The sequence below is a fragment of the Martinezella sp. CNPSo 3959 genome (assembly GCF_057784355.1).
In genome coordinates, this window is sequence record NZ_JBXSOV010000003.1 from 83,516 (window position 1) to 102,310 (window position 18,795).

Sequence of the window (18,795 nt, forward strand, 5' to 3'; positions counted from 1 at the left end):
TGCCATAGATGGAGTCTGGCCTGAAGTTCCATGGCATAAGCGCCCCGTGCTCGAACATTGGCCGGCGTTGAGCGACGCGGGTCAAGAGCTGGGCGCGCCAGTCGAGTGGATCAACGTTGTTCATTTTGCCCGTTTACTCGTCCGTTTGAATAACGCCAATCGCCGGGTGTGCATCCGAAACGCAACTTGAATGCTCGATGAAGATGGGCAGGATCGCCAAAACCATGCGTCAAGGCTATTGCAGCTATGGTCTGATGGGATCGGCCCGGCGCTCGTAGAGCGGAGGCGACGGCCTCCAAACGCCTCTCAAGCAGATACGAGCCGAACGACTGTCCCGATCCCTCGAACAGTTTGTGAAGGTAGCGGACCGATATGTTCTGAGCGCCCGCGACGTCTTGAGCCGTCAAGCCTCCCTCTCTGAAGTGGTCGCAAATATAGGACTTGGCGGTGAGCAGCAGGGCGTCGGCTCGACAAGCCCGCGCGTCAAGCACAGGACGCGCATCGGCACTGGCGGCCATCGCAACGAGGTCCAGCAACATCTCGAATAATCGCGCCCGTTGCTCTTCAGCCAGATAATCGACGTCACGCGCCAACGTCGCGCACGCCTCACGAATTAGCGCGCCAAAGACCGGATTTGCGGACAACACCAACGGCCGTATCGGGAACGCGCGCGGCAGCCGTTCCCGAAGGTCGTCGAAGGGTAGCATGAACGACGAAACGGCGAGGTCCGGTGCATGCCGATGTTCCAGTGCAAAAGGCTTCGTACTGTCGAAGAGGCCAACATCACCCGGGACAATGACGATTTCCTCGCCGGACTGGCGGATTCGGCATTCGCCGCGTGTCTTGTAATTCAGATAAAAGCATTCGCTTGGCGATCTTGCGATCTCCGCCTTGGTCCGCAACACGAGATGGGAGGTGGCGACGACCCGGTTCAAGCGTCCGTAGCCGATCGGAACTGTCTCGACGGAGCCGGAAAATAACCAGTTTTCGTCTTGCTCTGGTTCGGGGATCAGATCCATGAAGGAGCGACAGATCCCGTCACGATAGTATTCGAAGCCGCGAAACGCATCGACGTCGGCACTGCTCCAGATCATTCTGTCCTGATGCATATGTGTCATTCAGCTCAGCTCCCACCGAACGCCTGGCGCAATCGAGAACGAATTCACTTTATGGCAACGAACGTTCCTTCCAAGTCATTTACGCAAGTCTTGTGCCATTTTACGTTCAGGTCTTCGCCAATAGCGCAAGAAACTCAAAAGAACCGCCTCGAAACAGTATTCAACTGTCGAATTCGAAGGAAGAAAAGATGGCCAAGTCAACTATCGTGTTAATCCATGGCTCCTGGCATTGGGGCGGATGCTTCCAAAAGGTCGCCGACAGGCTCGCAGTTTCCGGTTATCCGACGTTGACGCCGGATCTGACGTCGCATGGCTACAGTGAAGCAGCCTGGACAGACGTCGATTCGATGGAAACCTACACCATGCCAGTGCGGAAACTTCTGGCAGACATGGATGAACCGGTCGTTCTCGTCGGGCATTCCATGGGAGGCGTTTCGCTGACCTATCTGGCCGAGACAATGCCGGAAAAGATCCGGAGTCTCGTCTACCTGACCGCTTTCATGACCCCGCCCGACAAAACCGCCAACGATTATCTGTTTTCATACTCAAAGGATCCTTTGGCCTCGGCACTGTTCCAAGTCGTTGCGCCAGTCGATGGCGGCGGCCTGGCGCTCGATGTCGAGAAGCCGGAGCTGGTTCGCGAAGCTTTTTACGGCGATTGTTCCGAGGTGGATCTTCGCGTGGCCAAACGCAACGCCGTTCCCATCAACAGTGCAATTCCCAATGTCTATACGCCCCGTTCCATCACCGGTATCGAACGGCACTACATCACATGCTCAAACGATCGCGCCATCCCGCTGTCGGTTCAATGGCAGATGATCCAAGACGTTCCTGGCTGCACCGTGCATGCAATCGGAACGAGTCACTCACCATTTTTCAGCGCTCCAGACCAGTTGGCAACCGTGCTGCGCACGATTGCCGGAGGTGACTGATCAAACGCGCACCAGGAGTGTTCAGTCTCACTAGAGCGGTTCACCGAATGATCTTCGTGAGCGAGTGGTTGTTGCGGTTGTGAGTGGACAGAGCTGCCGGGTGGTGGCAGAGCGGTTCGACATAGCTGTGTTGTCCGTGGTGAAGTGGTCGCAGCGCCATCGGGCCACCGGCAGTGTGTCGCCCGGCAAGACGGGCGGCCATCGTCGGCGGGTGCTGGAGCCGCACCGTGCTTTCCTCGGCGCCTTGCGCTGTGACCGGCTGACCGCGCCCTGCGTCTTCGATGGCCCCATCAATGGCGAATGTTTCGGCGCCTATGTCCGTCAGCAGTTGATCCCGACCCTCAAGCCTGGCGATATCGTCATCCTCGACAATCTCGGCTCACACAAGGCCAAGGCCATTCGCGATGCCATCAGGGCTGTGGGCGCCAGACCGTGGTTCCTGCCGAAATATTCCCCCGATCTCAATCCGATCGAGCAGGCCTTCGCCAAGATCAAGCACCGGATGCGCCAGGCTCAAAAACGAACCCTTGAAGACACTGGGCGTCATCTCGGACACCTCGCCGACACTATCAAGCCAGACGAATGCGCCAACTACTTCTCAAACGCAGGATATGCCTCCCTCAAAACTTGAAACGCTCCAATGCCCTGCCTATCCCTTCCGATTACCTCAAAGAAATTGCCCTGCCGGGTGGGGCCAGGCAGGGCGGCTACGTAGCAGTATTTGCGCGAGTGGGATGTGAACTGGAGTTCAGTAACCTGCGCGCCTCAATCTATCATTGTGTGACAGTTTTGTGAATGCCACCATTCGCATCTGGGAATGGACACCCGGAACCAGAGTTACGCCCCCGCACCGACTATTCGCAAACGGTTTCACGCACGACGACCCGATGATGATGGCGATAGCCATAGCGCCTCTCCGTCCAGCACCGGCGATGATACCTATAGCGCGGCGCGTCATAGTATCCATCATCTGCGTAGGCCGGCCGATCGCGATAATAGCGTGGCGGCGCATCATAGTCGTAGCGAGGTCCAACTCCGTATTCAAAGTAGACCTGAGAGAATGCGGGCGATGCAGCCAAGGTCGCGGCGAGCGCCAGTGCTGCGATTACAATTCTTTTCATGTCTTTCCATTCCAATTTAGGGCGGCGGCGCGCTAACCTGCGCCTTGGGCCTAGTATGCCATGAGCGCTGCTCGTGGATACGGACCAAAGTCCCGGCCAAGCAAGGACTTAGGCCCCAGAGCTCATGAAAGCTCGGTTGTTGGCGTAGGAATGGATGGACTCCGGCTTCTCAAAGCGTAAGATGAGGTATCGTCGCCAAGCGAATAAGTAGGCGGTGGCGACTGAGGGCCTATACATGCTCCCGCCTGCAAGACCGAGGAAGCGGCATTATGCCCTTTCGGAAATACGCATCTATTCCAGATGATCCCAATTTCCGCGAAGCGTTATTGCTGTGGGCTCGTAAGCTTGTTAGGTCCGAGATGGTCGCAAAACGTGTGGCTCGGCGGACGATCGATGTGTTGTGCGACGATCCCAGCCTCCTCGACGGACGCGACATAAACGAAGCGATTTTCAAGCTTTTGCGCCGACACGCGTTCGATGAGAACGAATTTTCGCCTGAGCAAGGCCTTCAGGTGATGGCTTCGTCCGTACCCGAGAAGGAGCCGATGTAGTGAAATAGACCTGCCTCGGGGTCTGAGGCAAGGCTGTGGGGCTAAGCAATCAACCTCGAATGCGAACAGCTGGTTGGGCCGATCCGTTCGCATAGCCAGCTGGCAGCGACTTTTCGAAACTCAGCGAAATCGAACCAGCCGACGGTCGCACGTTCAAAGGCGCCGATTGCGGTGATCGAAGCTGCGGTCAAACCCTGTTCGGTTGCGAATGCGGCAAGCGTCGCGAATGCTTCCTCATTCGCGTCGAGAACGACGACATAGGTCTTCTGCCCGTTCTGAAGATCGATTTTCTTGTGATGCATGGCATCGCCCCCATGTTGCCTGTCGTGATCGATGCATGCCAAGACTGCCCCTGCCGTTGGCGGCAGCTTCGGCACGGTCACTTTTCCGACCTTTGGCTCGACGCATCGCTTCCTCTGCTGAATTCGGCGATCCGAAATCCTTGGAACGTCGAAGGGTCAGAACCACCCGGAGCCTCGCAGGTTCCATTGGCGTGAGGAGTCTTCGTCGTGCAGGGAACCTGAGGGTCGGATGAGGGTTGCGAGGGCAACGATCCGGGCGAAAGGACCTGAGAAGGAAAAAGCGCATAGCTGCTCGTTGCGATGCGCGGCCCGGCGCTCTTCTCTCTGCTAATGGTGCTTGAAATACTGTACTTCGCGCTCGTGCTTTTCTGCCGCCTCACGGGTTTTGAAAGTCCCGAGGTTTTTACGCTTGTGCGTCTTGGGATCGAGCTTGCGCGAGTAAAGGCGATATTCGCCTGATTTCAGTTTGCGGATCATGGCAGCGTCTCCTTTCCTATGAATATAACCTCAAGGAGTGATTTCGGTTCCCGGCGCGATCGGGCTGATCCCCGGTGGGTCATCTCGGCCATGGCAGGGATATGTCGATAAAGGGATTGGCTGTCCTTATTTGTCCGCCAAATTCATACTCTAGCGAAATTCCGGGAACATGCGGCCCTTGGCATGGTTGGCACATAGACAGCAACGAAGGGCTTGATGATGAAAAAGCTTGCGCCCATCACGTTCGGTACGGTGGTTTTCGCAACGGCGTCGTTTGCTCAAGCCTCGTCGGCGCGATGATCGACGAAGGTCTGGCGGAGGAGGAGGCGAATTTATATGGCGAGGGAATTCGCCGCGGCGGGTCCTGGTCGCCGCCCGCGTGCGATCTGATATGCGCCTTCCTACCGTTATGGCTGCAATTTAGTGGGTGGAAACTTTCTCGTTGGCGAGAAGAATAACGTAGTCTTCTGAAGCGTCGGCCAAAGCTAGAGCAATTTCTTCCACCAAAAATCCTTCCTGCTGTAAATTATCGATCAACTCGGTCATAGCGATTTCGACACGAGCACGCGTAGCGCGCCGCGGAACTGCGGATGTGACATTATTATTGCTATCTACACTCATTTTTAGATCCCTATTGAAAGACATGAGCGTCAAGAACATTACGCATATGCTGCCAATTATGCAAGTATAGACCGAATAATTGAAAAAACTATGACAACTACCTGTTGTATTATTTAGCGCTTTAATGTTCCGGTGTGAAGCTATACTTGTGAATCGCTGCGAAACTGGCGCGGGGCAGTTCAAGGGCGGCGGCACGATAGAGTTTATTGTACGCTATCGCACAGACCGACCCGGAGTGAGACGGCCACTTATGCACGTTGGCTCCAAGTGTATGATAAGCTTGCAGGTTCTTATGTTTATTACGTTGGCGGTTAAGTTTCGTTTTGCTCCCTGCGGGTAACAAATATTTAGGACTATAAACTCACTCTACCGAGCGGCTTAATGGGCCACGCTTAATACTTCGCGGCGAAATATGGCAGCTTGAGCGAGAGGCTTGCAGGCTTTCGGGTGCAATGGCTTGGAGGAGAGCATGCACGCTTTTTTGCAAAGTAAGGCTGGAAAGCAGCTTGCGGCTCTGGTGTGCGGTGCGGCCGTATTTTGGATTATCGGCTATGTTTGGCGTTCCTCCATATTTCATGGTTTGAGAAACATATCGGACAGGGCCGTCGACCTTGCCTTCTTGAACCTGATCGTCGTCGGGGCAGTGAGCTCGATCTATTCACTGTTGCGAATTCTTGATCTGCGCAGGGAAATGCAGAGACAAGAGGAGCTTGCGAGGCGAGCACATTGGATTGCAACGCATGACCATCTCACTCGCCTGCCCAACCGATATGCGCTCGAGAAATTCGAGGTTGGAAAATCCATCGATGCAGATGAGGACGGTTCTTCCACCGCAACCGTCTTCTCCCTCGATCTCGATGGTTTCAAGAAGGTCAACGATTTGGTCGGCCATCAAGGCGGCGATCGGCTTCTGCAGGAGGTTTCAAAGCGCCTGTCCCAATTGGCCGATCCTGCGAGTGTCTTTCGTTTGGGTGGTGATGAGTTTCTGGTTATTGCCAAGGGATTGGCGGCTCAGAAGGACGAAAACTTCGCAAAGTTGCTAATCCAGGCCATCAGCCAACCAATACAGGTCGGCACAATATCGTGCCAGGTGGGTGCGAGTGTCGGCTATGCCAGGTGGCCGGAACAAGGCATCGCTTTGGAGGACGTCTGCCATCGCTCCGACATCGCACTCTATCAGGCTAAGGGAATCGGCGCGAGCAGCGCATTGCAATTTTCGGAAGAGATGCAACGCAAAGTGACCGACCGTGCCAAGCTGGAAGGTGAGCTTCGCAAAGCAATCGCTGAATGTCGGATCCGATCATTTTATCAGCCCCTTATTGACCTCCGCACAGGGGAAGTTTGTGGCTTCGAAGCTCTCGCCAGATGGACTTTAGACGATGGCGAACAGATATCGCCGCAGCACTTCATTCCCATCGCCGAGAACACCGGCATGATGACTGAGTTGTTTCAGCAGCTATTGCGAATGGCATGCGAGGATGCGAAGCTGTGGCCGGAGCACATATCACTCTCCTTCAACGTCTCAGCAATTCAGATGGACGACCGGTTGCTAGCAACGCGGATTCTCAAGATTTTGAGCAGTGTTGGTTTCGCCCCTGCCAGACTGGAAGTCGAGATCACCGAGAATGCTTTGATCCGCGATCCCAATCTTGCTGCATCGGTCATCGATGATCTTCATCACGCCGGCATTCAGATTGCGCTCGACGACTTCGGCACCGGCTACTCAAGTCTGGCGCAATTGGCTCGATATCGCTTCGACAAGATCAAAATCGACAAGAGCTTTGTGGATCCTGCTCGCATTTCTGACGAACGCCACGAAAAGATCCTGCAGGCGCTCCTCCGGATGAGCCGAGGGCTCGATGTAAAAACCACGGTCGAAGGCATCGAGAACCACACGCAGCTCGCCTATTTCTTGCGTGAGGGCTGCGATATCGGCCAAGGATATCTTTTTGGAAAAGCGATGCCCGCCTCTGACGTGATCCCTTATTTGCGCAATCGTAAGTCCGTGCTTAAACCCCAGGCGTTCCAAGTCTCCTAGAACTGGCAAAATCAGCAACTGGGGGCTGGGCATTTCTCTTGCTCGTAAAGAAGAGGAGGAGGGGACCACCGTCGCGTGATGAATGATGGGCCCGTGGACGCTGCACCACCCGGATCATCCAGCATCCTCAACTCGAGGTGTCAGACACCTTGACACCTCATCTGTCGCTAGACTGGGTTCTTGGAAATGCACAGGATTTCTAATCGACTGTCGCAATCCGCATCTCGGCTGCCGACGAACGCCGATAGCTGCTCGTCGGCAGCTATCGGCTCTTCGGCAGGAGAACCGAAAGGAAGGCGGGGATCCCTTCCCGGTTATAGAACACCGCGCCTTTGAGAAAGTTCCTGATAACAGTGGAATAGAGGTGTGCTCGTCCCTTTGGCGCTCGTATGTCCCGCCGGAACTTTAGCGTCGATACTAGAAACAGGTCATTCTCGAACGGGTCGCGGGCTTTTGGCACGAGTGGTTTTCTTCTCTTTACGGCCATGCGGTCCCGAACTATTGCTTTTCAGGTCCTCTGACTTGTTGGCATCTTGCTCGGTTCGCTCGTGCTGTTCTTCGGCGCGTTGCCAATGATCAAGGTCCCGACCCTCCGGTTGTCCCTCTTCCTCCCAGAGTCTGTAGGCACGCTCACGACGCTTGTCCGGGTTTTTGTCTTCGTGATTGGCCACGGAAGTTCCTCCTGGCTTTTATCGGAAAGTCATTCGTCAGTTCGCTAAATGACGGAGGCCGACGTTTCGCAGCCATCAGCAAATCGAGCTCGATACTCTATAGCGCCAGGGGCTCGCAATATAGCGCCAGATGCTCGCAATCTTTGTCAATTCGGACCTGCCGACGTGAAGATTATCGAGCTCGTTCCTTGCTTCAAAGGAAGTCGATGCGCCAATCGGGGAGGTGCATCCACGGCGCGGCCAGATGCTTATGCTTGAAAAAATCGTATTACGACATATTTTTAGACAATAGAGCAGTGCTCGTGGTCCAGCTGGAGGAAGGATTGGCAATCCTCATGTCTCCCTCATAGCCTGATGGCTATGCGCTGTTCCGGTGTTCAAACCCCAACCCGCTTCCCATCCAGGCTGGTCGGCGTTCGGCAAGCAGCTTTCGAGATTAGGCTGCTGGCGATGGAGGAGCGTGGATATGCCGCAAGATGCAAATGAGCCTGAAGGTTCGCCCTTCACCGCGTACGAACGGGGGAAGGTGTCCTCGGATTCGGTGATGAACAACACGCTGGGGGAACACTTCGGTATCTTGGGTCTTTCTGCCGAAGCGTGGCTTGCCGCCATTGTCGAAAACTCTGACGACGCGATTGTAAGCAAGACCGTCAGTGGCATCATCACGAGCTGGAACAGAAGCGCCGAGCGACTTTTCGGATTTTCAGCCGCCGAGGCGGTGGGGCGTCACATCAGTATCATTATTCCAGACGACCGCCTGCATGAAGAAGAAACCATTATTGATCACATTCGAAACGGCAGGCGGATCGAACATTTCGAGACGATAAGGCAGCATAAGGACGGAACGCTGCTCGATATTTCGCTGACGATTTCACCCGTCCGGGACAAGAATGGCGTAATTGTCGGAGCTTCGAAGATCGCCCGCGATATTTCGGAGCGAAAGCGGATGGCGGAGCGACAGCGGCTCATGCTGCGGGAAATGCATCATCGCATCAAAAATTTGTTCGCCATCGTCAGCGCATTGATTTCCGTCAGCGAAAGGTCCGCGGAAGCGCCCGGTTCATCTTTCGCCAACGATCTGCGCGCGCGGGTCGCAGCATTGGCCGCCGCCCAGAATTTTGTCCTGAAGGAATCCGAAGGCGGCTCCGATGGACATGCTTCAACAAGTCTTTTCGGTCTCATTGACGCAATCTTGTCGGCTCACCAGGATAAGAATGGCACCCGCATCGTCGTTAGCGGAGAGGACGTTAGCGTGAACAATGCCGTGCTGACGTCGCTAGCTCTGCTTTTGCACGAATTCGCAACGAATGCGATCAAATATGGCTCTCTTTCGGTAAACGGCGGTCGGGTCGAAATCGAGGTCTCTCGTAATAACGGACTAGCGCTGACGTGGACAGAAGTCGATGGGCCTCCCGCACGGATTTCCGAAGGAGCCGCCGGCTTCGGATCAGAGCTCGAACGCATGACAATCGCCTCGTTGAGGGGATCGATCCATCGAGATTGGCGTCCTGATGGGGTGCGTATCCTCGTTGAAATCCCTGATCAGCTTCCGCGGCGTTAGGTGCATACGCTGATTGAGCCGGAAAATTTAAAGCGCGAAGCTTCCACTGGTCGCCAGATTAACCCGAGATCATGCAAGGCAACTCGCCCGAGTCGGTCCTGATAACATTCTCATCGCGATTGCTGATCTAGCTTTGGCGATCCCGACATCAGCCGGTACGCTCGAAGATGTCGACGTTCGTCTGTACAGAATGGGCCCATCCCAGCTTCTCAATTCGGCCTGAATGGCCCGCTTTGGCGCTGGTCACGACGTGCCAGACCGTCCGCAGCTTGTTTTCACGCAACATTCCGGTGAATGAGCAGATCGAAGTTAGGCCTTGTTCGCTCGTTCCGAAGGCAAAATTAACGCAGTCGTCGAACCAAACGCCGGTGGCTTGGAGTTCGTGGCCGTAAAATGCGCTATCGGGAAGGGCGGTTTTGAATGTGCTTTTGATCGATCCCTCGCGATCATCGATGATCGTCAGCGTTGATCCATACTGATTACGCCAAGTGCCTGTCCAACTCATTTCTGAGACCTCCCTATCTAGCTGATAAGGAAAACTCGCCTCTCGCTCTAATGTTTCAGCAGACCGGTGCAGCCAGATCTGTCGCCAGGTTGCCGGGCCTCATCAGCATGAATGCATCTTGATTTATTTTCAAATATCAATGCCAAGATTGCGACGTCGCTCAAGGGCCCGGTGCTCCTCCTCGGATTCCCTCTCAAATAATCGATCTAACCTCGCAAGGCATCGCGGGGCCAATAACCATTGCTTCGGGATCGTTATGAACATTGGTATAGTTAAGTGGTTTAACTCCATGATCGGATGCCCTGTTCGCTGGCATATTTCGGGTCTTCTTGAGGGATTATCCACCAAGCGACTGTACCGGGATCCTCAGACCGATGCGCAAGCCGTCCGATCTCCAATCTCGCGTTATCGAGCCCTTGAGAGCGTCCAATGCGAGTTGCTCCAATCGAGAGCCGAAACCCGCCGCTCCGCTTGGCGCCTCAATCGAGGGGCCGCCGACCTCGGCCCAATGCAACTCAACTCCATCCTGGTCTCGAACTTCGACGTCGATATGGCCACCCGATGCCGACAGCGCGCCATATTTGATCGAATTGGTGACCAGCTCATGAAGGAGCAACGCGATCGATGTAAGCGCAACAGCGCCGACCGCAATGTCATTGCCTTGGACGGCGATGCGCTCACCCTTCTGATCCTGGTGCGCTGCGGAAATCGCTTGAATGAGGGCAAAAAGGCTCGCGGAGCCGCTGGATTGGGAGTTTCCGCCGGTGTGACCCAAAACGAGATTGTGTGCGGCAGAAAGGGCCCGGATGCGCGCGCGCAAGTCGTCGGCAAGGCCGCGGGCGCTCGTGGTTGTTCGTTCGCTCACCGAGACAAGCGAATTCATCACAGCAAACAGGTTCTTCACCCGATGACTCATCTCTTGCAGCAGAAGATCTTGCCTCTCGATCAACCGCTTCCGCTCGGAAATGTCGCGTACGATCTTGGAAGCGCCGACGATCTCGCCATCCTTGTCCGTGACGGGGGAAACCGTCAGCGAAATATCGACCAGCGTCCCATCTTTGCGACATCTCACCGTCTCATAATGCTCAATCCGCCGGCCTGCCCGAATGGAGGCGATTATGGTTGCTTCCTCATCCAAAAGATTGGGCGGCACGATAATGGTGATGGGCTGTCCGATTGCTTCGGCGGCTGAGAAACCGAATAGTCGCTCTGCGCTTTTGTTCCAGCTCGTGATGATGCCGTTGACGGATTTGCTGATAATGGCATCTTCTGAACTTTCGACGATTGCAGCAAGCCAGGCGTCAGCCGATAGGGGCAGGGCGGCCGAATGGGCATCATTGCGTTGGTGTGACACTTGTTTCTCCTGTCTCTTACGCTGTCACAGATTGCGAGAATCAATTCGTCGTGTCGTCTCTTGGAGGCGCGATAGACTGCCTCTCAGCTGCCCGGATCGATCCGAGTAACCGCACTTAATTTATGCCCTGTATAATGAATGCCAAGCCGAGAAGTTTCAAAGTTGATGATGTCTCTAGCGGCATCAGTAGGGTCTCCGGCTCAAAGTGGCGACTATTCGCCCGGAAAGTTCAATCGCGCTGGGTAGCTTTGGGAACATTTCTATTGGCGAGATGTTGGAACGACTTAAATGCGCCGCCGCTTGCCGGACTTCCTGACGAAGGTGGACAGCTGTCGATGGGGCGCTATTTACTCTCCGGCCGGACCAGCGATCCAACAAATCGCACAAGGATCTTGACGAGGCGTTCATGCGAATCCTGGTTGTTGAAGATGAAGTTCTGATTGCCCTTGATGTGGAATCCGTGCTGCGCTCTGCCGGCTATGACGTTGCAGGGCCAGTCAGCAATAGCGAGGATGCTTCCCAGCTGGGAATTGGCGCCGATATCGCCCTCGTCGATGTTCATCTCAGTGATGGTCAGACGGGTCCCTCATTGGCTGGGTACCTCAGCCAAGCGCATGGTGTCACCGTCATATTCGCAACCGCCAATCCGGAAATCGTCGCCGCGGATCCTCATGCTATCGGGGCCCTGGTTAAGCCCGTCTTCGCCACCGATCTACTCAGCACCATAGAGTATGCCGTTGCGCTCCGCAGGGGCGAACCCGCTTCGGCACCTCCCTGCCTGAAACGCCTTCAGGCGTAGTCTTCGGGCCGCCGGCGCCGCCCCGTAAATTTTCGAAAATGTGTCCCACTGCTTGATCCGACCCTGATGCGGACAAGGAGAAGCGCTCCGCAATCGCCAACGCCGATTTCGGACTTGTTCATGCAGGCCAAGATGTTCAGGTCCCACCGGAGCCCCCAAATGGAGCATTCATCGCATATCTTCGCGATCCTGACGGAAACAAGCTGACGGCGAGGTTTCAGCCGACGAAATGAAAGGGCGCGCATACTTGCCGGGCGGCCACCTGCAACCAATTCCCTTGCCCGCGTCCCGCCGTTGGAACCTCAGACCACCGGGAGGGGTTTAAGCGGTATGAATTTCGGAGGTCGAAGATGGGGCCTGCAAGATATTGCGCCGTGCGCGACACCGCTTGGTCTTGGTCCGTCCTTGACGCAAGCACAGGCCGGGTTGCGGCTTACAACAACGTTATTCTTGCCGGTCTCAGCGAACGTCTCGCCGAGGATATGGCAAAGCTGCTCAACGTGGAGTACTCGGCTGCCGACACGGAAATCTTCTCATCATCAAGATCACGCAAGATATAGGCATGGGCATGAGGCCTGCACTGCTCAGTCCCTAAGATGATCGGCAGCGCTCATGCCAAGCTCGAAGAGCTTTTTCTCATCGTGGACACCCTGCTGATAAAGCTTGATGACAAAGGCGGCAATGTCCTCAGCCTTTTCGGCTTCGCGATTAATGCTCAGTTCGGCAAGGATGGCGTCAAATACGTGTTGACATGTACCGAGCGCCTCGGAATCCAGGGACATATCTCTGGTGCGAGAGTATCTATTGACCACCCTTCGCCATCTCCTGAGCATGGATTGGGATTTCACCTAGAAACTAAAACTTTCCTTGTGGCTTTTCAATAATCGAGATTAGGAGCGCTTCCGATTGTCAGGAGCGTGAAAAGCCCTGGGGCCGGCACGCTGGTCGGCTTGTCTTGGCTCATCTCGAACAGCGTATGCGGCGTTTCACTCCACTATTCCTGATTGACGAGGACGTACTTCACCACAATAAGGTCGCGCCGAGAAATTTGGTAAGAACGAGCGAAGCCGCAACAGGAGTATCAGAGTGACCGACCCGACCGTATCAGACGCAATCAACCGCATTTACGAATCCCTCCAGGCGGACAATGCCGACATCGACTTGCATATCGCGACCCTCAAGGCAGCCTTGGCGCGGGCGGGTTTGAAGGAAGCCGTATTCGACCCGGCTAAACTGGTGCAGAACAATCGTTCAGGCAGAAAACTCATGCAGGCCTACTTTCGTCAACGCGGGGTAACGGTGAAATTCGCTAGCTCGTGACGCGGGGCCGATCTCGGCGATCATGTTCGCATTTCTGCTTCGTGGCCTGGACGCGACTATGCTGATCTTCGTGAGCATCGTTCCGAAGAATTGGCTCAACCGTCGGATGCGCCCGTTATTCTGCTAACCGGAATAGGACTTTTCTCATCTAAGCTGTGCGGGCCAAATCATTTTGGCAAAGTCACGCCTGAAATCTCCTCGCAGATCGCGATGAGGCGGTCTTGAAGCGCTGGATCATGAGCCTGCGGGTTCGCGGTCCGACGCTTCAGATGATAGAAGTATTCTCCCGTGACGTCCGCTTTTGGATCGTCGCCGGCAGCCAACCAGGCTTGTGTCAGATGGGCCTGTGCCATGTCGTCAGGCGCGCCAGGGCCGCCCATCTTGGTCGGAACCCATCCGGGCTCCAGCGAATTCGAGAACACGTCCCTCCAGCGCCGCGCGATCGCGAAGGCGAGCATTGCATCGTGCAGCTTGCTTTCGGCATAGGCCTCTGATCCGTTCCAACGGCGCCGTTTCCAGAGAATGTCCTCGAGATTGGCATCTGCATGATGGTGCATGCCGGAAGACAGATAGACCAGTCGCTTCGGGGGTTCGATGAGCGCGGTCAGGATGTAGGCCGACAATGTGTTTATGGTGAAGACATGCGGCAGCCCATCGGAGGTGAGGCGATGAGCTTCGTGATAGCCGACGGCAGCATTGTGGATCACTGCGTCGAACCGCCCGAGCCTGTTAACTTCGGCGGCGACATTTTTTGCGCCGGCGATGGTCTCGAGATCGCCGATTACGACGGCCTCCGCCTTCGGGAGAGCGCGGCGGGCATCGCTGGCGCGGGCGGGATTGCGCGCATGAAGTACGACCTGATGGCCTTGTTCGGTTAGACGTTCAGCCGCCATAAGGCCAAGACCGGTGGACGAGCCGGAAATGAAGATGCGGGACATGGAAATCTCCTTCGGGAGCCGGCGAACAATTCTCACAGGCAATGTGGAACAACGGTCAGGATTGTGAAGAGCGGGCGGTCTGGACAAGCGCAGCGCCGGCAAGAGCGCAGGCGGCGCCAAACAGGTATACGGCTGCATATCCGAACCGTCCGGCGATGATGCCAGCGACCGGGCCGGAAATACCATAGGCGATATCGAGAAAAGCGACGAAGGCGCCCATGGCGCTGCCGCGATTAGCGGGAGGTACTCGCTTCAGCGCTTCGACGCCGAGAGCGGGAAAAATCAGTGCACAACCGAGACCGGTGACCAGGGCGCCGGCAAGCGCCATCCATTCATTGGGTGCCACCCAGATGAGCGCCTGGCCAGCTGCCTCTATCACCGAGGACCAGAACGCGATGCGATAGCCGCTCATTCTGTCGGGCAGCGAGCCGAAGACGACGCGCACGAAGATGAAGCCGATGCCGAAGGCCGTCATCACCAAACCGGCATTCTTCCAATGGTGGGCTGCAAAGTAGAGCGATGCAAAGGCGGTAAGAGCCGACAGCCCCACTCCTTGCAGCATCAGGCCGGCCCCTTCGCGCCAGATTTGGCCGATGACCCTATAGAAGGGCAGACGCGGGCCTACCGGGCTCGTACGAGAGGCCGACCGAAATGCGATAGCGATTGCGAGAAGCGGAGCAAGGATGCAGGCGATCATCGCGGTCTCCAGGCCGTAAGACTGATAAAGAGCCATGCCGACCGGCGCGCCGATGGCCAGTGCCGCGAACATGGCAATGCCGGTCCACGACATCGACATGCCTGCGCGCTGTGGTCCGACCGAGGCAATCGACCAGGAGACGCAACCGGTGACGAAGAGGCTCTCCCCGAGACCGGCAATCAACCGGCCGACAACAAGAATTGCAAGGCTGACATCTGGCGAGAAAATGGGCATGGCCGCCGCCAGATAGAAGAAGCCTGCCGTCATACTGATCGCGGCACCTTGCAGGGCGGAACGCTTACCGCCCTTGAGATCGGTCAAGCGTCCGGCATAGCCACGACTGAGCACGGTGGCGAGGAATTGGATGCCAATTGCCATGCCGACGACCAGATTGTTGAAGCCGAGCTTGTCGTGGATGAAGAGCGGGATGATCGGAAGCGGAAGTCCAACCGCGAGATAGCCACAAAAGAGTGCAGCGATGATCCCCGGGGCCGGACGGAAAAGATATGCGGGAGCAGTCTTCGCTTTGGCCGCATCATTGATGAGAGATGCTGACATGACAGCCTCCATTCTGAAAGTCTGTGAGGTGGAAGTGCCGCCTAAAGGCGGCGGCACCGATTCAGGCCGCTTCTTCGGGGGCGGATGCGCCGAACCGGTCCAGGCGATAGCCGCTCTTTGCCAGCAGGTAATCGCGCGACGCGGTGACATCCGACATCAGCTTGATGAGATCGGCGCCGACCAGCTTTCCACCACGTTTGCGGATTTTGCCGGCGACCATGACCGTATCGACATCCGAGCGCTCGACGGCCTGGACGATCGTGCCGACGACATTGTTGACCGGCGTGACCGCGACACCGTTGGCGCGCACCATGATGATATCGGCCTGCTTGCCGGGCGTCAGCGAACCGACCTCGCTCTCAAGTCCCGCAGCGCGCGCACCGTTCACCGTTGCCGCTTCAAGGACGCGCTCGACGGTGATCGGAGCGGGCACATTATCTTCGCCCCGGAATTTGCGGTAACGCATGGCCGAGCGCTGCTGCAAAAATAGCGCGTGCATCTCGCCGAACATGTCGCTGCCGAAGGCAGTGTCGAGATCGATGCCAACAGCCGGCGTCAGACCATGGTCGATGGCTTGCTGATAGGCGAAACTCTCGTCATCGAAACCGAAAAGCGCATCGGAACGCGGATTGACGGTGATGTGCACGCCGGCATTGGCAAAGAGGCGCCACGTCTCCTGCGGAATGCGGGTGCAATGATTGAAGATGTTGTGCAGGCCGAGCACGCCCTTTTCGGCAAATTCCGGGCCAAGCTTGGCAAGATCGCCGATGAACTCGGTCAGAATACGCATATCCAAGCTGCGGGCGACCTTCCACCAATCGAGATTAAGCTGGCCGAACAGGCCGACACGCACAAGGCCATCGCCCTGGTTCCAGTTCTCCGCCAGTCGCTTCAGATCGCCCGGCAGGTGGGCAGCAGAGGCCTTCTTGTCCATGGCAGCGCCGACCATATGCAGGGCGCGGATACCGCTGTCATCAAGTGCATCGAGCGCGGCGTCCGTATGTTCCGGGCTGCGGGAGGAATGACAAGCATCGATGACGGTCGTAATGCCGGCGTCAAGGCAGGCGAGCGCCGTAAGCCGGGTGCTGAGATACATGTCAAGCGGGCGATAATGGGAGCCGAGCGTTTCGGCGACCACATCGATATAGGCAAAGAGGTCGTGCACATCAGGCATCATGCGGCGCATGGCGCCAAGCCACATGTGATGATGGGCGTCGATCAGACCCGGCATGACGATGGCGTTTGAGGCGTCGATGACGGTTGCATCGGCAACGGCGAGGTTCGGTCCGATGGCCGCTATTCTGCCGTCTTCCACGAGCAGGTCGCCGCTGGCAAGATTGCCGACCGTTCTGTCCATCGTCAGGATGGTGCCGCCTTTGAAGAGCGTGCGGGGATGGTGGAGATTGCTCACGACTAGGTCCTTTCAGGTTTAAAGCACGGGACCGTTATCGCTCCGGAATGATCTTGAATTAAGTGCGCTTATGTCAGATGATTCCTGATCAAAAGTCAGGGATTGGCACATGTCTTTCGATGGACGGATTCTTTCGGGGGTGAGCGTGCTTGCGGCCGTCGTTGAAGGCGGGAGCTTCGTCAAAGGCGCTGAACTGATCGGCATCACAGATTCCGGTGTAAGCCGGGCCATCGGTCGTCTCGAGACGCGCCTCGGTGTACGCCTGCTCGATCGAACGACGCGCTCGGTGACGCTAACCGACGAGGGGCGGCGGTTTTATGAAGAGGTGAAGCCGCACTTGAATGCGATCGAAGACGCTGCCGTGGTCGTGTCCGGCGCGGCATCGGCGGTGCGCGGCCGCTTGAGAGTGGATATCGATCCATTCTTTCTGCCGCTCGTGCTCGCAGGTCGGCTTGGTGGATTCTGCGAACGCTATCCGGAGCTATCGATCGAGTTCGTGACTAGCGAGCATGTCGGAAATCTTGTCGCAGAGGGGATCGATCTCGCAATCCGGTTCGGCCAACCGCGCTTTGCCAGTCTGGTTGCGCGAAAGCTAATAGAAGCACCAATTTTCACCGTGGCCTCACCTCGCTATCTCGAGCGCCATGGCCGTCCGGCGCATCCTCGCGACCTCTCGGCTCATCGCTGTCTGCAATTTATCGATCCCTACACCGGGAAGCCATTCGAATGGGAGTTCATCCGGGACGGCGAGACCATCGATGTTCCGACGAGCGGACCGTTGACGTTCACTGACCCGAAGACAATGCTCGACGAATGCCTCGCCGGCACCGGCATCGCTCAGGTGATCGGCTGGGGAGTTGGGCAGGCATTGGCGAGAGGATCGCTGATCGACCTCTTTCCCGACTGGCATGGTGAACGCTTTCCGCTCTTTGTTTTCCATCCGTCGCGTAAGCACCCGCCAGCAAAGGTGCGGGCATTTGTCGATTTCTGTGCCGATATTACTACCGAACTCGAGCGTTAGGTTGATAATGACCTCGGTTGCCAACTGATCGTCAAAACGTCGCTGTTGTGCAAAAGTCGCGTCCTCGCGCGCATCCTCGCTCCATAATCAAGCAACTATGTCAGCGGGCCACGAGTTCCTGTCCCTCCTGGGATAATTGGTCCGGGCAAGTAAGCAGCGGGCCGTTCCTAATAAGTCTTATGCCATCAGCTCATTGATCGTTGGTGTGGCGAGCGATCGTCTGGTACCGGGTGGCCGTGCGTGCTGCGACACAACCAATACAGGCAATACGCATTCAACAAAAACTAAGCGTTGACCCTTCGCTCTTAAGCCCGTATAGATGCGATATCGATCTTTTGCTTGCCGAGCTTTGTCTACCGCACGATCGACACCGTGCTCTAAGCGAACTTTTCTTTCAAAAATAGTCGGTCTTTACCTGCGTGGCATCCGCTCCGCAGTTCACCACTCTATGCTTTGAAAGGGTTCATCATGACCACTGGCACAGTAAAATGGTTCAATTCCACCAAGGGCTTCGGCTTCATTCAGCCTGACAACGGCGGCGCTGACGCCTTCGTTCACATCTCGGCAGTCGAGCGCGCCGGAATGCGCGAACTCGTCGAAGGCCAGAAGATTGGCTTCGAGCTTGAGCGCGACGTGAAGTCGGGCAAGATGTCGGCCACCAATCTTCAGGCTGCTTAAGTGATATCGGCTTCCCTTTGACCACGGATGTACTGGCATTGCCGGAAGCACGCTATCATCTGAGGCCAGGCAGTTCGCCTGGCCTTTTTCATTTCGGCCCATCGCCGACATCGGGGAACCCA

21 protein-coding genes and 2 pseudogenes are annotated in these 18,795 nt (G+C 56.3%); 11 read left to right on the plus strand and 12 right to left on the minus strand.

All coding sequences use genetic code 11. The annotated features are described in order from the left end of the window. Positions 1-7: 7 nt before the first annotated feature. Both AC13RE_RS11030 and AC13RE_RS11035 read right to left on the minus strand, forming a co-directional pair. Positions 8-133: pseudogene (locus AC13RE_RS11030) on the minus strand (transposase domain-containing protein); the annotation flags it as partial. After that, positions 111-1,118 carry a helix-turn-helix domain-containing protein gene (locus AC13RE_RS11035; protein WP_488562944.1) on the minus strand — a complete coding sequence of 336 codons (1,008 nt, stop codon included), beginning with the start codon at positions 1,116-1,118 and terminating at the stop codon, positions 111-113. The pseudogene AC13RE_RS11030 and the gene AC13RE_RS11035, both read right to left, overlap by 23 nt. Here AC13RE_RS11035 and AC13RE_RS11040 point away from each other — a divergent pair. Both AC13RE_RS11040 and AC13RE_RS11045 read left to right on the plus strand, forming a co-directional pair. Next, positions 1,112-2,050, plus strand: a complete 939-nt coding sequence (locus tag AC13RE_RS11040; RefSeq protein ID WP_132722065.1) for an alpha/beta hydrolase — start codon at positions 1,112-1,114, stop codon at positions 2,048-2,050. The two genes, AC13RE_RS11035 and AC13RE_RS11040, sit on opposite strands and share 7 nt — an antisense overlap. A gap of 64 nt (positions 2,051-2,114) precedes the next feature. Then, entirely contained in the window at positions 2,115-2,681 is a 567-nt protein-coding gene (locus AC13RE_RS11045) for a transposase (protein ID WP_488562945.1), read from the plus strand. Positions 2,682-2,904: 223 nt separating this feature from the next. On the opposite strand, the gene AC13RE_RS11050 is transcribed toward AC13RE_RS11045, so the two are convergent. Beyond that, positions 2,905-3,171: a hypothetical protein gene (locus AC13RE_RS11050; protein WP_112339654.1), complete on the minus strand. Its 267-nt coding sequence runs from the start codon at positions 3,169-3,171 to the stop codon at positions 2,905-2,907. A gap of 269 nt (positions 3,172-3,440) precedes the next feature. On the opposite strand from AC13RE_RS11050, the gene AC13RE_RS11055 reads away from it, so the two are divergent. Then, positions 3,441-3,722, plus strand: a complete 282-nt coding sequence (locus tag AC13RE_RS11055; protein WP_132720883.1) for a hypothetical protein — start codon at positions 3,441-3,443, stop codon at positions 3,720-3,722. A 41-nt stretch (positions 3,723-3,763) separates the two neighbouring features. Here AC13RE_RS11055 and AC13RE_RS11060 read toward each other — a convergent pair whose 3' ends face one another. From AC13RE_RS11060 to AC13RE_RS11070, 3 genes are all read right to left on the minus strand, one after another. Further along, complete coding sequence (locus AC13RE_RS11060) at positions 3,764-4,024, minus strand: PCC domain-containing protein (protein ID WP_488562946.1); 261 nt, start codon at positions 4,022-4,024, stop codon at positions 3,764-3,766. 327 nt (positions 4,025-4,351) lie between these two features. Then, positions 4,352-4,501, minus strand: coding sequence for a hypothetical protein (locus AC13RE_RS11065; protein WP_095438695.1), 150 nt, complete (start codon positions 4,499-4,501; stop codon positions 4,352-4,354). Between the two features lie 420 nt (positions 4,502-4,921). After that, complete coding sequence (locus AC13RE_RS11070) at positions 4,922-5,122, minus strand: hypothetical protein (RefSeq protein ID WP_132720886.1); 201 nt, start codon at positions 5,120-5,122, stop codon at positions 4,922-4,924. A gap of 469 nt (positions 5,123-5,591) precedes the next feature. On the opposite strand from AC13RE_RS11070, the gene AC13RE_RS11075 reads away from it, so the two are divergent. Then, positions 5,592-7,160 carry a putative bifunctional diguanylate cyclase/phosphodiesterase gene (locus tag AC13RE_RS11075; RefSeq protein ID WP_488562947.1) on the plus strand — a complete coding sequence of 523 codons (1,569 nt, stop codon included), beginning with the start codon at positions 5,592-5,594 and terminating at the stop codon, positions 7,158-7,160. A 428-nt stretch (positions 7,161-7,588) separates the two neighbouring features. Here AC13RE_RS11075 and AC13RE_RS11080 read toward each other — a convergent pair whose 3' ends face one another. After that, complete coding sequence (locus AC13RE_RS11080; protein WP_488562948.1) at positions 7,589-7,831, minus strand: DUF2934 domain-containing protein; 243 nt, start codon at positions 7,829-7,831, stop codon at positions 7,589-7,591. A gap of 466 nt (positions 7,832-8,297) precedes the next feature. Between AC13RE_RS11080 and AC13RE_RS11085 the strand changes: the two genes are divergently transcribed. Then, complete coding sequence (locus tag AC13RE_RS11085; protein WP_488562949.1) at positions 8,298-9,392, plus strand: sensor histidine kinase; 1,095 nt, start codon at positions 8,298-8,300, stop codon at positions 9,390-9,392. A gap of 148 nt (positions 9,393-9,540) precedes the next feature. Here AC13RE_RS11085 and AC13RE_RS11090 read toward each other — a convergent pair whose 3' ends face one another. Then, positions 9,541-9,897, minus strand: coding sequence for an avidin/streptavidin family protein (locus tag AC13RE_RS11090; RefSeq protein ID WP_488562950.1), 357 nt, complete (start codon positions 9,895-9,897; stop codon positions 9,541-9,543). 337 nt (positions 9,898-10,234) lie between these two features. Beyond that, positions 10,235-11,251, minus strand: coding sequence for a PAS domain S-box protein (locus tag AC13RE_RS11095; RefSeq protein ID WP_488562951.1), 1,017 nt, complete (start codon positions 11,249-11,251; stop codon positions 10,235-10,237). A 406-nt stretch (positions 11,252-11,657) separates the two neighbouring features. Between AC13RE_RS11095 and AC13RE_RS11100 the strand changes: the two genes are divergently transcribed. The 4 genes and pseudogenes from AC13RE_RS11100 to AC13RE_RS11115 all read left to right on the plus strand — a co-directional run bounded on the left by AC13RE_RS11100 (position 11,658) and on the right by AC13RE_RS11115 (position 13,370). Continuing rightward, positions 11,658-12,050, plus strand: a complete 393-nt coding sequence (locus AC13RE_RS11100) for a response regulator (RefSeq protein WP_488562952.1) — start codon at positions 11,658-11,660, stop codon at positions 12,048-12,050. A gap of 143 nt (positions 12,051-12,193) precedes the next feature. Then, a pseudogene (locus AC13RE_RS11105) lies at positions 12,194-12,283 on the plus strand (VOC family protein); the annotation flags it as partial. A gap of 363 nt (positions 12,284-12,646) precedes the next feature. Further along, positions 12,647-12,934 carry a hypothetical protein gene (locus tag AC13RE_RS11110; protein ID WP_488562953.1) on the plus strand — a complete coding sequence of 96 codons (288 nt, stop codon included), beginning with the start codon at positions 12,647-12,649 and terminating at the stop codon, positions 12,932-12,934. Positions 12,935-13,136: 202 nt separating this feature from the next. Next, a complete protein-coding gene (locus AC13RE_RS11115; protein WP_132720892.1) occupies positions 13,137-13,370 on the plus strand; it encodes a hypothetical protein in 234 nt (77 codons plus the stop codon). Positions 13,371-13,537: 167 nt separating this feature from the next. Here the strand turns inward: AC13RE_RS11115 and AC13RE_RS11120 are convergent, their stop codons facing one another. The 3 genes from AC13RE_RS11120 to AC13RE_RS11130 all read right to left on the minus strand — a co-directional run bounded on the left by AC13RE_RS11120 (position 13,538) and on the right by AC13RE_RS11130 (position 16,974). Beyond that, entirely contained in the window at positions 13,538-14,308 is a 771-nt protein-coding gene (locus tag AC13RE_RS11120; RefSeq protein WP_488562954.1) for an SDR family NAD(P)-dependent oxidoreductase, read from the minus strand. Between the two features lie 55 nt (positions 14,309-14,363). Next, a complete protein-coding gene (locus tag AC13RE_RS11125; protein ID WP_488562955.1) occupies positions 14,364-15,563 on the minus strand; it encodes an arabinose transporter in 1,200 nt (399 codons plus the stop codon). A 61-nt stretch (positions 15,564-15,624) separates the two neighbouring features. After that, positions 15,625-16,974, minus strand: a complete 1,350-nt coding sequence (locus AC13RE_RS11130) for an amidohydrolase family protein (RefSeq protein WP_488562956.1) — start codon at positions 16,972-16,974, stop codon at positions 15,625-15,627. A gap of 109 nt (positions 16,975-17,083) precedes the next feature. On the opposite strand from AC13RE_RS11130, the gene AC13RE_RS11135 reads away from it, so the two are divergent. Further along, on the plus strand, positions 17,084-17,995 hold the full coding sequence (locus AC13RE_RS11135) for a LysR family transcriptional regulator (RefSeq protein WP_488562957.1): 912 nt from the start codon (positions 17,084-17,086) through the stop codon (positions 17,993-17,995). 468 nt (positions 17,996-18,463) lie between these two features. After that, entirely contained in the window at positions 18,464-18,673 is a 210-nt protein-coding gene (locus AC13RE_RS11140) for a cold-shock protein (protein WP_488562958.1), read from the plus strand. Positions 18,674-18,795: the final 122 nt, after the last annotated feature.